This is a genomic window from Streptomyces sp. H27-H1, from assembly GCF_026627445.1.
Classification (GTDB): Bacteria; Actinomycetota; Actinomycetes; order Streptomycetales; family Streptomycetaceae; genus Streptomyces.
This window is the reverse complement of sequence record NZ_JAPNLJ010000030.1, coordinates 66,430-80,201: the sequence shown is the minus strand read 5'-3', so window position 1 is coordinate 80,201 and position 13,772 is coordinate 66,430. Positions and strand designations below refer to the sequence as shown.

The window sequence follows — 13,772 nt, the reverse complement described above, 5'->3', positions numbered from 1 at the left end:
GGCAGGTAAGAATCTGGCTCAATCGGGGCATGACAACCGGTCCTGCCCCCGGCCCCGGCGAAGCGGCCGACCCGTACCCGGGCCCCAGCAGCCCCGGCGACCTCGCCCACGAGGCCGAGCTGCCCACCGTGGCCCCGCAGCTGCGCGACCTGCGCCGCCGGGCGGGGCTCACCCTGGAGGCTGCCGCCGCCCGGGCGCGGCTCTCGCCGGCGCACCTGTCACGGCTGGAGACCGGCCGGCGCCAGCCCTCGCTGCCGCTGCTGCTCGGACTCGCCCGCACCTACGGTACGACGGTCTCGGAGCTGCTCGGGGAGACCCCGGCCGTCGCCGATCCCATCGTACGGGCCGGTGGTCCGGGCGCCCGCGAGGCCGACGGCTGGACGTACTGGCAGGCCGGCGGATCCGGCCGCGGGATGCAGGCGCTGCGCGTGCACGTCCCACACGGCCGCAGCCAGGGCGAGCTGGTCCGGGTCCACCCCGGGGAGGAGTGGCTGCACGTGCTCCGGGGGCGGCTGCGGCTGCACCTGGGGGAGAGCGAGTACCTCCTGGAGCCCGGGGACAGCGCCCACTTCGACTCGCTCACCGCGCACAGGATCGGCGCGGCCTCGGCCGCCGGGGCGGAGCTGCTGTTCGTCCACACCCTGCTGCAGAGCAGCCTCGCCGGCCTGTGCCTCGGCGGCGGCACCGGCACGACCACACACCACCGATAGGCGAGGAGCCGTACGCCATGCCCCAGACGCAGCAGCCGAAGTCGCAGCCCCAGTCGCAGCCCCGGTCGGAGCCCGAGTCACAGCTCCGGGCACAGCCAGCTCCGACCGTTGTACGGCGCATCGAGTCGAAATTCCCGCGCGGTCTGATCATCCGGCTCGTCGCCTACTTGTTCGTAGGCCACCTCTTCGCCTTCTTCGTGTACCTGCTCTTCGTCCTGGGCGCAGAGAACCAGTGACGCGGGAGCGGTGACGCGGGGGCGGTGACGCGAAACGAGTGAAGCGAAACCAGCGAGGCGGATCGTGCCGCAAAAGCAGTGACAGCGGGCCGGAATTTCCGTACACGGCTCTAGGAACCTACAGGTCCTGAAGTTACCCTCCGCGCATGATTTCCACGGTTGTCTGGGGTACCGGCAACGTCGGCCGTTTGGCCATCCGTGCCGTAGAGGCCCATCCGGCGCTGAGGCTCACCGCCGTCATCGTCCACAATCCGCAGAAGGTCGGCCGCGACGCCGGTGAACTCGGCGAACTCGACTACGAAGTGGGGGTCGCGGCCACCGACGACATCGAGGCGGTCCTCGCGGCCCGTCCACAGGCAGTCGTCTACGCGGCGTCGGGCGACATCCGCCCCGACGACGCGCTCGCCGACATCTCCCGGGCGATCCGCGCCGGGGCCGTCGTCGTGAGCCCCGCCCTCTATCCGCTCTACGACTACCGCAGCGCGCCACCGGAGTTCCTCGACCCGGTGACCGCCGCCGTCGCGGAGGGCGGCGGTTCGCTCTTCGCCTCCGGCGTCGACCCCGGCTGGGGCAACGACGTGCTCCCGCTGCTGCTCAGCGGGCTGGGCACCCGGATCGACGTGATCCGCTGCCAGGAGATCTTCGACTACTCCACCTACGACCAGCCCGACTCGGTCCGCCTGCTGATCGGCATGGGCCAGCCCATGGACTTCGAGCCGATGATGCTCATGCCGTCGATCCCGAGCATGGTGTGGGGCGGGCAGATCCGGATGATGGCCCGCGCCCTGGGCGTCGAACTCGAGGACATCCGCGAGACCGTGGAGCGCCGCGCCCTCGACACCACCGTCACCACACGCACGATGGGGGAGTTCGAGGGAGGCACCCAGGGCGCCATCCGCTTCGAGGTGCAGGGGATGGTCGAGGGCGAAGCCCGCATCGTCATCGAGCACGTCACCCGCATCCACGCCTCCTGCGCCCCCGACTGGCCGACCCCGCCCGACGGCGGCGACGGCGCCCACCGGGTCATCATCGAGGGCCGCCCGCACATCGAGGTCACCATCGAGGCCACCGACGAGGGCGAGAACCGCTCCGCCGGAGGCAACGCCACCGCCGTCGGACGCCTCGTAGGAGCCATCGACTGGCTGGTGGAGGCAGAACCGGGGCTCTATGACGCCCTGGACGTCCCCCTGCGCCCCGCCGTCGGCAAACTCGGAAGGAAACTGTCATGAGGATCGACGTACCCGAAGGCCAGCACCCCATCGAGTACGTGTGGGGCGATCTGGTACCCGGCATCGGGATGGCCGCCGCCAACTTCTCGCTGTCGGTCTACGCCCACACCACCCTGGGGCTGCGGGAGTTCGAAGCGGCGCGGCTGCGCGTCGCGCAGATCAACGGCTGCGTCTTCTGCCTGGACTGGCGGACGGACCGGGACGGGGAGAAGGTCGAGAACGAGTTCCCCGAGGCCGTCACCGACTGGCGCACCACGGACCGGTTCGACGAGCGCACCCGGCTGGCAGCGGAGTACGCGGAGCGGTACTGCGAGGACCACCACGGCCTGGACGAGGAGTTCTGGGAGCGGATGACGGCGCGCTACAGCCAGGTGGAGATCGTGGAGCTGACGATGAGCATCGGGTCCTGGCTGGCCTTCGGCCGGCTCAACCACGTGCTCGGACTCGACAGTGTCTGCGTGCTGCCGGGCCACTGAGCGCGGCGCACACGGGTCCGGGGCCGTCGGAGAATCCGACCGCCCCGGTCTTCGTGCTGTCCGCCGCCCCTACAGGTCGGTGGCGATGATCTTCTCGATGTTGCGCTCGGCGAGCGCCGTGATGGTGACGAACGGGTTGACGCTGGTGTTGCCGGGGATCAGTGCGCCGTCGATGACGTACAGGCCGGTGTAGCCGTGCAGGCGGCCGTAGTTGTCGGTGGCCTTGCCCAGGACCGCGCCGCCGAGGGGGTGGTAGGTGAGGTGGTCGCCCCAGATCTTGTTGGTGCCGAAGAGGTCGGTCCGGTAGATCGTCCCCTCCGTCTTGTTGATCTTGTCGAAGATGGTCTTCGCCATGTCGATCGACGGCTGCTTCCACGCCGTCTGCCAGTTCAACTTGACCGAACCCGACGCGGCGTCGTAGGTGAACTCCGCGCGGTTCGGGTTCTTGGTGATCGACAGGTAGAACGAGGCGTACGTCTCGATGCCGGTCGGCAGCGGCGCCACCTCGGCGAACGCACCGCCCGCGCCCCAGTTGTCGATGCCTCCGCAGGGGATGGACGCCTGCACCTTGCCGGTCGCGTCCCACATGTGGTTGGCCCGGCCGCACATGACGTTGCCGTTGTCGCCCCAGCCCTTGCCGACCTCGCCGTTCAGGTTGGGCAGCGCTCCGGTGGCCTTGAGCCGGACGAGCAGCTTGCTGGTGCCGACGCTGCCGGCCGCGAAGAACACCTTGTCCGCGCGGACGGTCTTGGTCCCGATCGTGTCGCCCGTGGTGTTGATCTGGTCGATGACGACCGTGTACCCGCCGGCGGCGGCCTGGGAGACCGAGGTGACCTTGTGCTGGGGGGAGATGGTGACCTTGCCGGTGGCCTTCGCCTGGGCGATGTAGGTCTGCTGGAGGGACTTCTTGCCGGCGTTGTTGCCGTAGAGGATCTCACCGGCGACGGCGGACTTGGGGACGGTCCCGGCCGACTCCTGCTTCATGTAGTCCCAGTCGTATACGTCCGGGACGAAGACGAAGGGGAATCCGGCGCGCTGGGCGTGCTTGCGGCCCACCCGGGCGAACTGGTAGCAGTCGACGGTGTCGAACCAGGCCGGGTCGATCAGGCCGACGCCCAGGCCCGCGTTGGCACGCGGATAGTAGGTGTTGTACATCTCGTCCACGTTGACGGTCGGCAGGACGGCGCCGAAGTTCTCGCGCTTCGGAGTGACCGCCATACCGCCGTTGACCAGGGAGCCGCCCCCGACGCCGCGGCCCTGGTAGACGATGATCCCGCCCATCTCCTCGGCGTCCAGGATGCCGGTGTAGCGCGGGACCGCCTTGTCGATGGGGAAGCCCAGGAAGTTGCTCAGCGGCGCCTTGGTCTTGGTGCGGAGCCAGTAGGCGCGGTAGTCCGGGGTGGTCGTGTTACAGAAGATCTTGCCGTCCGAGCCGGGGGTGTCCCAGGCCATGCCCATTTCGATCATGTGGACGTCGACCCCGGCCTGGGCGAGCCGCAGGGCCGCGACGGAGCCGCCGTACCCGGTACCGATCACGAGGGCCGGTACGTGTGCTCCGTTGTCGATGGGGCCGGCGGCGGCCGCGCCGGCCGTGGCGGCCTGGGCCTGAGACGGGGCGATCTGACCCGCGAGGGCCATCGCACCCAGAATGGAACCAGTTCTACCGAGGAACCCTCGACGCGATACGCCGTTCTGGCTCGCTTTGTGCAGGCCTTTGTCGCTCATGTGAGCTTCCTCACTCTAGGCGGAATGAGAACGAGTTCTACTGCCGAGTGCTTGCGAAGTCACTAGATACGTCGAGGTATCTTTCGCGAGTTGCCGCCGTGGACGGCCTCAATCCTTGGTCCGCGCAAGGGCGTTGAAAGTCCCATCGGACGCTGGGAACGACGGCCGGCTGTGGATGGCCGGTGGCCCCTGAGTGACGCGCGCGCCCTTGCGGGAGGGGCCGGGCGGCGGGGTGCGCGCGGTCGAATCCACCACGTCGGAAGTCGAACGCGTTACGGGAGGCCGCCTCGTCCGGAGCCGGTGGAGGCCTTGGCGCACCCAGCCACTCCGTCGTGGCTGCATCCCACGGGCCCCGAGGCCGAAAAGCGACAAACCGCAAGGTGGGCCCGTGGTCGGCGGCCAAATCTTTTTACCTTCGGCAGGTGCTTCTGTTCGCCACCCGGGCCGGCGTTACAGGTTCGGCGCACCCCGGCCGGCGATCTCGTGTACACAAGGGGAACGCGCACGGTCGCCGGTCCAGACCAGGATCAGCGTCGATGCGGCCGCCGCGAAGGCGCACCAGGTGGAAGCGAACTCGAGCCTCCAGAGAGCAGCGCAGGCCAGGGCCCCGGCGCTCATGAGGAGGCCCAGGAGGCGCAGCAGGCGGTCCCCGGAGATGAGCAGGGCGCCGATCGTGGCGAACAGGTAGCCGGCGAGGGCCAGGGGCATCCACGGGACGTTCACGCCGTATCCGAGGACGTGGCCGCGGATCTCGGCGGTCACCGGGCGGGTCGCCAGGCAGTACGAGAGGTACGCGCCGGTGGCGAGTCCGGCGGCGGCCGGCCAGTACAGACGGGTTCTGAGCTCGGGCGCGGCGGCGAGCAGCACCCCGAGCGACACCCACACCGGCAGCAGCGGAAGGGTGATCGCCGCCCAGACGGTGGAGGCCGGGCCGCAGCCCGCTCCGGAGTGCCAGGCAGCGGCTTCGATCAGCTGGTGCGCGCCCAGGATCAGCGGGAGCGCGGCAACGGGCAGGTCCCGGGCGCGTCGGGTCCGGGCCAGGCAGGCGATCCCGATGGCGGTGATGACCGTGCCCGCCGTCAGATCGGCCGTCGCGCTCCAGCACATGACGCCCTCCCGATCTCACGGTAAATCCGAGGTGCGGACGTCTGCCACACCACGAAAGTCTGGAAAAATTCGACAGAACACAGAAGATTTCTGCACGAGTCTTGCTGTGTTTGCGTGCGGGGTCCTACTGTCCCGGCCATGCCCCCAAGAAAAGCCGCAATAAGAGCCGCAAGAAGAGCCGTCCCCGCGCGGGCCGCCACCGTGCTGGCGGCGTTCACCGCGTCCGCCCTCGGTCTCGGCGCCCTGGGTGCGGGCGCGGCCCAAGCCCGGCCTGCCGGCGAGGACCGCGCGGCAGCCACGGCCGTCACCCGGGCCGCCCTCGACCCCGCACTGGCCGAGGGCCGCGGCGCCCGCGTGGACTTCGCCGAACAGGAGGCGGAGAACGCCGTCACCTCCGGCACGCTCATCGGCCCCGACCGCACCGCGTACTCGCTGCCCGCCGAGGCCTCCGGCCGCAAGGCGGTCAAGCTGGCACCCGGCCAGTACGTGGAGTTCACCCTGCCCGCGGCGGCCGACGCGCTCACCGTCCGCTATAGCCTCCCCGACGCCCCGGCCGGCGGCGGCATCACCGCCCCGCTCGACGTCACCGCGAACGGCAAGAACCGCCGCTCCATGACGCTGACCTCGCAGTACTCCTGGATGTACAACCAGTACCCCTTCAGCAACGACCCGCAGGCCGGCCTCCTGCACCCCGACTGGTGGATCACCGAGTGCGGGTGCGTCCCGGCGGCCACCACCCCGGCCCCGGTCATCGCCAAGCCGTTCCGCCCCACCCACATGTACGACGAGCAGCGCCTCCTCCTGGGCCGCACCTACCAGGCGGGCGACAAGATCCGGCTGACCGTCCCGGCCGGGAGCCCCGCCGCCTGGACGGTCATCGACCTCCTCGACTCGCAGCGCGTCGGCGCCCCGCACGTGGAGACCGCCGCCGCCAACGCCCTCCTCTTCGGCGCCGACCCGACGGGCCGCCGCGACTCCGCCGACGCCATCGACCGGGCCGTCGCCTTCGCCAAGCGCCACCGGCTCCCGGTCTACCTGCCGCCCGGCGCCTACCAGGTGAACCGCCACATCATCGTGGACGGGGTCACGGTCACCGGCGCGGGCAGCTGGTACACCACCGTCAAGGGCAAGGGCGTCGGCTTCTACGGCAAGGAGGCCGCGGACGGCGGCAGCCGCGGCGTCCACCTCTCCCGCTTCGCCATCGAGGGCGACGTCCGCGAACGGGTGGACACCGACCAGGTCAACGGAGTCGGCGGCGCGATGAGCGACTCCACCATCGACTCCCTCTACATCCACCACACCAAGGTCGGCCTCTGGTTCGACGGCCCGATGAGCAACGTGAAGGTCACCCGCAACGTCATCACCGACCAGATCGCCGACGGCCTGAACTTCCACACCGGGGTCACCGACTCCCTCGTCCAGGACAACTTCGTCCGCAACACGGGCGACGACGGCCTCGCGATGTGGGCCGAGAAGACCACGAACGCCCGCAACACCTTCGACCACAACACCGTGCAGAGCCCCACCCTCGCCAACGGCATCGCGATCTACGGCGGCGCCGACACCACCGTCAGCGCCAACCTCGTCGCCGACCCGGTCCGCGAGGGCAGCGCCCTGCACGTCGGCTCCCGCTTCGGAGCCGAACCCTTCACGGGGAGTCTGCGGATCGATGGCAACACCACCGTGCGCGCGGGCACGTACGAACTGAACTGGAACATCGGGCTCGGCGCGATCTGGTTCTACGCCCTCGACCGCAGCATCGACCTGGCGGACGTCCAGGTCACCGGCAACTCCTTCCTCGACAGCACCTACAACGCGGTCATGCTGGTCAGCGACTGGCCGGTGAAGGACAAGGTCCGCATCGAGAACGTCCACTTCAAGGACATCCGGGTGGACGGCACCGGCACCTCCGTGGTCAGCGCGCGGGCGGCCGGCTCGGCGACCTTCGAGAACGTGGACGCCCGGGGCGTGGGAGCCGTCGGCGTCAACAACTGCGGTTCCTTCAACTTCCCTGCCACCGGCTCGGAGTTCACCCTCGTCGACCGGGGCGGCAACGACGGCGGCGGTACGACCGGCCCCTGGCTGGCCGGCTGGGAGCTCCCCAACACCATCACCTGCGACGACCGCCCGCCGGTCGTCGCACCACCGGCGCCGAGCCCCTGGTAGGGGTTCCTCCGCCGACGGGGTCACCGCTTCGCCGCTCCCGGGGGTTCGAGCGGCGGAGCGGTCACCGCGCAGTTGGTACGGCACTGCGGGTGACATGCCCCGGATGCGGGGGACCGTACGGTGGCCCAGGCCACCACGGCTCCGGCCACCAGCACCCCCGCGCACCAGAACATCGCCCGCCCGAAGGCCGCGTCGAAGGCCCCGGCCGAAAGGTACGCGTCCGGCCCCATCCCGGCCAGCAGCGGCAGCGCGGCCACCGCGAGGAGCCCGGCGGCGCGCGCGGCCGCGTTGTTGATGCCGCTGGCCAGGCCCGCCCGGCCGGGGTCCACGGAGGACAGGACGGTCGCCGTCAGCGGAGCCACCAAGGCCACCATGCCCATGCCCATCACGATCAGCGCCGGCAGGACGTCCTGCGCGTAGGAGGCCTCCGGGCCCACCCGCAGCATCAGCAGCATTCCCGTCGCGCACAGCAGCGGCCCCAGCGTCAGCGGGATGCGCGGGCCGATCCGCTCCCCGAGTTGAGCCGACCGGGCCGACAGGAACAGCATCAGGGCCGTGGTGGGCAGCAGGGCGGCCCCGGAGGCCAGGGCGGAGTAGCCGGACACCACCTGGAGCTGGAGCACCACGAGGAAGAAGAAGCCGCCGAACGCCGCGTACACGCACAGGGTGACCAGATTGACGGCGGTGAACTGGCGCGAGGAGAAGATGTCCGGCGGCACCATCGGATCGGCCCGCCGCCGCTCGAGCGCCACGAACGCCCCGCCCAGCAGTACGCCGCCCACGGCGGTGCCCGCCACGAGCGCGGTGCCCGACCGGGCCTCGATGAGCGCGTAGGTGAGCAGCGCGAGCGAGGCCGCGCCGAGGATCGCCCCGGCCACGTCGAACCGTCCGTGCGCCGACGGATCCCGTGATTCCGGTACGTGCCGCAGTGCGACCGGGACGCAGAGCGCGGCCACCGGCACGTTGAGCAGGAACACCCAGCGCCAGCCCGGCCCGTCCACCAGCCAGCCGCCCAGGAACGGCCCCACGGCGGCCCCCACCCCGCCGAACCCCGACCACAGGCCCACCGCGCGGGCCCGGTCGTCGGGATGGATCGAGCCCTGGATCAGCGCGAGGGAACCGGGCGTCAGCAGTGCCCCGCCGACGCCCTGCAGGGCGCGGGCGGCGATGAGCATCCCGGCGTTCGGCGCGATCCCGCACAGCAGGGAGCCGGCCGCGAACCACACCACCCCCAGCACGAAGATCCGGCGCCGCCCGAACCGGTCCCCGAGCGCCCCGCCGACCAGGATCAGGCCCGCGAGGGTCAGCAGGTAGGCGTTGACCGTCCACTGGAGCGCCGCCAGATCGGCGCCGAGATCCCGTCCGATGCGGGGCAGCGCCACATTGACCACGGTCGAGTCGAGCAGTGCCATGGCGGACCCGAGCACGGTGGTCAGTACGATCCACCGGCCCTGCGCGGTCCCGAGCCGTACCCCGGGGGACGGCGGCGGGGATACGGGATCGGTCATCCCCCCAGGCTCGCCCCCGTGGCCGGGAACAGCCACCCGGCGTCGGCGGTACGGCTCATCCGGCCCTCTTGTGACCGCGGCCCAGTACGAGCCCGCGGCGGGCACCGTGGACGTCAAGGCGGCCGACGTCACCCTGGTGACCCGGTCGCTGCGCACCGGCAAGGTGACCCCGTCGAAGCCGGCGGTGGAGATCGTCCTGCCGCCGGGCCGGCAGCGGGCACGGACCCCGGACCTGGCCAACCCGGGTCTCGGCACGGCCTTCACCGTGGCCGAGGACGCGGCCTGGCTGAAGGTCTCCCCGGCCTCGGGCGACCTCCCGACGGGCGGGAAGGCCCCGCTCACCCTGTCGGTGGACACGGCCGGCCTGACCCGGGCACCGTCCTCACGACCGACCTGAAGATCACCTCGGCCAGTGGCCGGACCGGTGCTCACCGTCCCCGTCGAACTCGTCGTCCCGCGCTACCAGGTCGCCCTGGACGCCGGCTCCACGGGCGCGAGCACCGACTCGCTGGGCGACGGCTGGTCCCCGGACCGCAAGTACACGACGGGCTCGTACGGCTACCAGGGCAATGCTTCCGCCCAGTCCACCAGCCGCACGATCACGGTCACGAACGACCAGAAGCTCTTCCGCGACGCCCGTGGGGGCATGTACGAATGCCGCTTCGACAACGTCCCCAACGGCACCTGCACCGTGGAACTGGGCTTCGCGGAGCTCTCCTCCACCAAGCCGGACAAGCGCGTCTTCGACGTCCTCGCGGAGGGCACGCAGGTACTGCCTTCGCTGGACATCGCCCTGGAGGCGGGCACGTACACGGCCCTGACCCGCACCTACACGGTCACGGTCACCGACGGCACCCTGCACGTCCGCTCCGTCACCCACACCCGCTTCGGCAAGCCCCTGCTGAACTCCCTGCGCGTGACGGACCGCCCGGACAAGAGCTGATCCCCGGCGGTACTCAGAAGGGCGGGGCGCTCCACGCGCCCCGCCCTTCCCGCGCTTCAGCTCCGGCGGTACTGGTCCCCGAGGATCGTGACGGAGCCGTAGGGCAACAGCCACCGCCGGGGCCGGCAGCGCGAACCGCCGCCCGCGTCCAGGCACGCCGCGGCCCCGCCCGGGGGCCGGTGCCGGTGCGGGTGGGGGCGTGGGTGCCGCTGTCCGGCCGCCGGGTCCGGCTCCGGAGTCCATGGCCGCCCCGGGGAAAGGGGGAGCGCTGGCCGGCGGGCCCGGCCGTGCGGTGGCCGTTCTGGTGGCCTGGAACGGCGCCGGGGCGGGCCATCCGGTGTCCCCGGCCCCCGACCTCCCGGACCGGCCCGGGCAGCCGGCCTTCGATGAACTCCGGCCGTGGACCCACCAGGGGGTGAGCCCGTACGGAGGCGATCAGTTCGGCCGGCTCCGGACGGTCCGGAGCGGCAGGACCGTGCGGGCCGGCAGCGGCCCGTGCCGCCGTACCACCTCGTGCAGTGGTCGTCACCGGGATCCGCGCCGAACCGCCGGGGGAAGGGGCCTGAAGGGTCCGGGGGAGCCCGGGACGGGCCGAGTCGCCCGGTACCCGACCGGCCCTGCCGGGCCGGTGCGGGGCATTCGGGTGGCCGGCCGCGGCCGGGCCGGGCGACGCGCGGGGCAGGTGCGGCGGGCGCCGTACCGTGGCTGACCATGACGCTCCAGAGCGACCGGGCCGGGCAGGGCGAGCAGGCCGAGCAGTGCGGGCAGACCGTGCACTGCGGGCACACCGAGCAGTGCGAGCCGGTCGCGCACCGCGCGCCGGCCGGGTACGCCGACCGGATCGAGGCTCTCGTACGGGACGCGGACCCGGGGGCCGGCTGGGCGGTCGGCGGCCCCGACGGTCCGGACGCGGTGGTCGAGGCCGGGGTCAGTGCTGAGGCCGGAGCCGGAGCCGGAGCCGAGATCGGAGCCGCGGACCGGTCCGGTGGCTCCGACGTCGGCGGGCTGGTGGGCGTGCTGGCCGTCTGGCCCGTCATCGGCCTGCTCGTGGACGCGGGGGAGCTGGCCCTGCACACCCCGCTCGCCGCCTACGGGGCGGGCGCGGGCCTGCCCGCCGGTACCACCGCGCACCACCTGCTCACCCACGGTCCGGGGGTGTCGCCCGCCCTCATCGGGCTCACCGAGAGGTTGTGCGGCGGCCCCCTCGCCGGGTACGCCGCCGAGCGGATCTGGGGCCCGCTCGGCATGACCCGGACGGGCTTCGCCGCCGACGGCACCCTGCACGCGCCGGCCGCCGACCTCGGCCGGTTCCTGAGCCACCTCCTCGCCCCGGCGGGCGGCCCCGTCAGCCCGGCCTGGACGGCGCAGTCGCTGCGCATCCGCACCGGCGAACTCCTTCCCGCCCGAGGCCTCCTCTGGAATCCCGCCGCGCACGGATCCTGGTCCCACGGCGAGGGCCCGGCCCTGTGGATCTCCCCGCGCGGGCGACGCTGGGCGGCCCTCCTCCCCGGCATCCCTTCGGCCCCGCTCCGTACCGCCTTCGGTGACGCGGCCTTCTCCTGAACTTCCTTACGCGGCAAGGCAGTCGTATCCTCGGAGCCGAATGAAGAAGACCCACCGCAAGGGCCGCGACGTACCCGGTCCGCAGAGTCCCTGGGACGAGATCGCCCCCGGCCTCTGGATGGGCGGCCACTTCTGGACCGACCCGGCCGGGGAGCTGCGGCCGGTCGTTGTCGGATCCGAGTTCGACCTTGTCATCAGTCTCTTCACCCGCCAGGGTCACGGCCCCGACCCGTTCGTGGAACACCTGGTCGGGGAAGTGCCCGACGCCCCGCTCACGGGCGCGCAACTGCGTACCGTCCTGCGGCTGGCCGGCGCCGCCCGCACGGCCCTCGACTCCGGACGCAGGATCCTGGTCCGCTGCCATTCCGGCTACAACCGCTCCGGGCTCGTCGTCGCCCAGTGCCTCGTCGACGGCGGTCTCGCGCCGACCGCCGCCATCGGCCTCGTCCGCCTCGGACGCTCCCCCTGGGCCCTGCACAACGAGACCTTCACGGAGTACCTCGCCGCAGGCCCGGACGTCGCCGCGCTGCTCGTCGACCTCGATCCCGGTCCCGGATCCGCGGTGGCGCCCCACCCGTAGGACCTCGCGTGGCCCGCCCGTAGCCCCCTCGCGGTCCTCGGGGCGCGGTCCCGGGACGGTCGACGTACGGTGAGCGCGAGATCACCGACCGACGAGTCCCAGGCTGCGCGGAGGTACACGGATGCGTACGGCCCACGAGACCGCCCTCGATGCGCGCACGCCACCGGACCCGGCCGCGCAGGCCCCCCAATGACGGCCCGGACGACGGCCCGGACGGGGCGCGGCGAGCGCGCCCGGTTCGTCGCCGCCCACACCCTTCCCGCCCTCGTACGGGGCTTCGTGAACGCCCGTCCCGGTGCGGCACGCGGCCACGCCGGGCCGGGCCGGCCGCGCTGGTCCGCCGCCACCCTGCGGGCCCTGCGCGAGCGGCACGGCGGGGCGCCCGTGCTCGTACGCGGGCTGGGCGGCACCGTCCTGCTCATCCTCGATCCGCAGGACATGCGGCAGTTCTACGCGGAACCCGTCGGCTCCCTCGCCCTGCCCGCCACGGGAACGGACGGCTGCGCTCACACCGGGTTCCGCGTCGAGCGGCGGGCGGTGGACGACTCCGTGCTCGCCACCGGGCAGAGCGTGCACCCCTCGTGCGGGGCGTTCCTCTCGGTCCTGGCCGACGAGGCCCGCCGCCTGACGGCCGGTGGTTCCCTCGAACCCGCCCGCGTCCGGTACGTCGTGGCCCGCGCGGCCCGGCGCATCGTCCTCGGCGACGCGGCCGCCGAGGACGTGGAACTCGGGCGCCGACCCGGCCGTTCACACGACAGGGCCGGCGCGCGGATCGCCGCGTACGCCGACCTCGCGGAGCCACACACCCTCGTCGGGCGGGCCCGCCGCCACACGGACTCCCTCGGTCGGCCGGACGGGCTCGGGCCGGACCAGGTCGGGCAGGTCCGCCAGTGGCTGGCGGCCTTCGACCTCGTGCCCGGCGTCCTGCTGCGCACCCTGCTGCTCCTGGGCGCCCACCCGGCCGAACAGGACGCCGTCGCCGCCGAGGCGAGGGCCGCCGGGTCCGCGCGAGGCGCCGCCCCGGGCGCGCTGCCCCGGATGCGCGCCTGCGTGCGGGAATCGCTGCGCCTCTATCCGACCGTGCCCGACCTGATAAGGACCACCCGGGCCGAGACCGAATGGCGGGGTGTGCGGCATCCGGCCGGGACCCGTGTGCTGCTCCCCGTGCTGTTCCACCAGCGCGACCCCGACCACGTGCCCGCCGCGCATGTCTTCGTGCCTGGCCGGTGGGCTTCGCGCGAAGCGGACCGGGACGTCCGGATGGCCCCGTTCGGCCATGCCGGCGGACGCTGCCCCGGCGAACAGCTGGGGCTGCTGGTCACCGCGGCGCTCTGCGCGGAAGTGCTGCGCGGGCACCGGGTACGGCCCGTCCGGCCCCTGCTCGACCCCCTCGGCCCGCTCCCCGCGGCCCTGGACCCGCAGAACATCCGCCTGCGCCTGACCCGCCGCTGACCCCACCACCGGCCTCCCGCGTAACCCGGCGGAGCCGCGGGCGCCCTCCGTCCCGACCGCTCCTGCCCGGCCTGCCG

At 72.5% G+C, this 13,772-nt stretch carries 13 protein-coding genes; 10 read left to right on the top strand and 3 right to left on the bottom strand.

What is annotated here, in order from left to right; translation table 11 throughout:
* Window positions 1-29 precede the first annotated feature (29 nt).
* The 4 genes from OTB20_RS27905 (at window position 30) to OTB20_RS27890 (ending at window position 2,651) form a co-directional block, all read left to right on the top strand.
* Window positions 30-710, top strand: coding sequence for a helix-turn-helix domain-containing protein (locus tag OTB20_RS27905; RefSeq protein ID WP_267821597.1), 681 nt, complete (start codon window positions 30-32; stop codon window positions 708-710).
* A 17-nt stretch (window positions 711-727) separates the two neighbouring features.
* Window positions 728-946, top strand: a complete 219-nt coding sequence (locus tag OTB20_RS27900) for a DUF6126 family protein (RefSeq protein WP_267821596.1) — start codon at window positions 728-730, stop codon at window positions 944-946.
* A 146-nt stretch (window positions 947-1,092) separates the two neighbouring features.
* Window positions 1,093-2,175: a dihydrodipicolinate reductase gene (locus tag OTB20_RS27895; protein WP_267821595.1), complete on the top strand. Its 1,083-nt coding sequence runs from the start codon at window positions 1,093-1,095 to the stop codon at window positions 2,173-2,175.
* Window positions 2,172-2,651, top strand: a complete 480-nt coding sequence (locus OTB20_RS27890; RefSeq protein WP_267821594.1) for a carboxymuconolactone decarboxylase family protein — start codon at window positions 2,172-2,174, stop codon at window positions 2,649-2,651. The genes OTB20_RS27895 and OTB20_RS27890 overlap by 4 nt, the downstream gene beginning before the upstream one ends.
* A 69-nt stretch (window positions 2,652-2,720) precedes the next feature.
* Here OTB20_RS27890 and OTB20_RS27885 read toward each other — a convergent pair whose 3' ends face one another.
* Both OTB20_RS27885 and OTB20_RS27880 read right to left on the bottom strand, forming a co-directional pair.
* Entirely contained in the window at window positions 2,721-4,376 is a 1,656-nt protein-coding gene (locus tag OTB20_RS27885) for a GMC oxidoreductase (protein ID WP_267821593.1), read from the bottom strand.
* Between the two features lie 450 nt (window positions 4,377-4,826).
* A complete protein-coding gene (locus tag OTB20_RS27880; RefSeq protein WP_267821592.1) occupies window positions 4,827-5,483 on the bottom strand; it encodes a DUF6629 family protein in 657 nt (218 codons plus the stop codon).
* A 138-nt stretch (window positions 5,484-5,621) separates the two neighbouring features.
* Here OTB20_RS27880 and OTB20_RS27875 point away from each other — a divergent pair, with 138 nt between their 5' ends.
* On the top strand, window positions 5,622-7,649 hold the full coding sequence (locus OTB20_RS27875) for a glycosyl hydrolase family 28-related protein (RefSeq protein WP_267821591.1): 2,028 nt from the start codon (window positions 5,622-5,624) through the stop codon (window positions 7,647-7,649).
* Window positions 7,650-7,669: 20 nt separating this feature from the next.
* Here OTB20_RS27875 and OTB20_RS27870 read toward each other — a convergent pair whose 3' ends face one another.
* Window positions 7,670-9,157 carry an MFS transporter gene (locus tag OTB20_RS27870; protein WP_267821590.1) on the bottom strand — a complete coding sequence of 496 codons (1,488 nt, stop codon included), beginning with the start codon at window positions 9,155-9,157 and terminating at the stop codon, window positions 7,670-7,672.
* Window positions 9,158-9,227: 70 nt separating this feature from the next.
* Between OTB20_RS27870 and OTB20_RS27865 the strand changes: the two genes are divergently transcribed.
* The 5 genes from OTB20_RS27865 to OTB20_RS27845 all read left to right on the top strand — a co-directional run bounded on the left by OTB20_RS27865 (window position 9,228) and on the right by OTB20_RS27845 (window position 13,695).
* Complete coding sequence (locus OTB20_RS27865; protein ID WP_267821589.1) at window positions 9,228-9,554, top strand: hypothetical protein; 327 nt, start codon at window positions 9,228-9,230, stop codon at window positions 9,552-9,554.
* 15 nt (window positions 9,555-9,569) lie between these two features.
* Entirely contained in the window at window positions 9,570-10,100 is a 531-nt protein-coding gene (locus OTB20_RS27860; protein WP_267821588.1) for a malectin domain-containing carbohydrate-binding protein, read from the top strand.
* A 711-nt stretch (window positions 10,101-10,811) separates the two neighbouring features.
* Window positions 10,812-11,663: a hypothetical protein gene (locus tag OTB20_RS27855; protein WP_267821587.1), complete on the top strand. Its 852-nt coding sequence runs from the start codon at window positions 10,812-10,814 to the stop codon at window positions 11,661-11,663.
* A 40-nt stretch (window positions 11,664-11,703) separates the two neighbouring features.
* Entirely contained in the window at window positions 11,704-12,243 is a 540-nt protein-coding gene (locus OTB20_RS27850) for a protein-tyrosine phosphatase family protein (RefSeq protein WP_267821586.1), read from the top strand.
* Window positions 12,244-12,432: 189 nt separating this feature from the next.
* On the top strand, window positions 12,433-13,695 hold the full coding sequence (locus OTB20_RS27845) for a cytochrome P450 (protein WP_267821585.1): 1,263 nt from the start codon (window positions 12,433-12,435) through the stop codon (window positions 13,693-13,695).
* Window positions 13,696-13,772 lie beyond the last annotated feature (77 nt).

Coding starts and splice junctions, on each gene's coding strand:
- OTB20_RS27895 (WP_267821595.1), top strand. CDS start 1,093: ATGATTTCCACGGTTGTCTGGGGTACCGGCAACGTCGGCCGTTTGGCC.
- OTB20_RS27885 (WP_267821593.1), bottom strand. CDS start 4,376: ATGAGCGACAAAGGCCTGCACAAAGCGAGCCAGAACGGCGTATCGCGT.
- OTB20_RS27855 (WP_267821587.1), top strand. CDS start 10,812: ATGACGCTCCAGAGCGACCGGGCCGGGCAGGGCGAGCAGGCCGAGCAG.
- OTB20_RS27900 (WP_267821596.1), top strand. CDS start 728: ATGCCCCAGACGCAGCAGCCGAAGTCGCAGCCCCAGTCGCAGCCCCGG.
- OTB20_RS27850 (WP_267821586.1), top strand. CDS start 11,704: ATGAAGAAGACCCACCGCAAGGGCCGCGACGTACCCGGTCCGCAGAGT.
- OTB20_RS27845 (WP_267821585.1), top strand. CDS start 12,433: ATGACGGCCCGGACGACGGCCCGGACGGGGCGCGGCGAGCGCGCCCGG.
- OTB20_RS27880 (WP_267821592.1), bottom strand. CDS start 5,483: ATGTGCTGGAGCGCGACGGCCGATCTGACGGCGGGCACGGTCATCACC.
- OTB20_RS27870 (WP_267821590.1), bottom strand. CDS start 9,157: ATGACCGATCCCGTATCCCCGCCGCCGTCCCCCGGGGTACGGCTCGGG.
- OTB20_RS27905 (WP_267821597.1), top strand. CDS start 30: ATGACAACCGGTCCTGCCCCCGGCCCCGGCGAAGCGGCCGACCCGTAC.
- OTB20_RS27875 (WP_267821591.1), top strand. CDS start 5,622: ATGCCCCCAAGAAAAGCCGCAATAAGAGCCGCAAGAAGAGCCGTCCCC.
- OTB20_RS27890 (WP_267821594.1), top strand. CDS start 2,172: ATGAGGATCGACGTACCCGAAGGCCAGCACCCCATCGAGTACGTGTGG.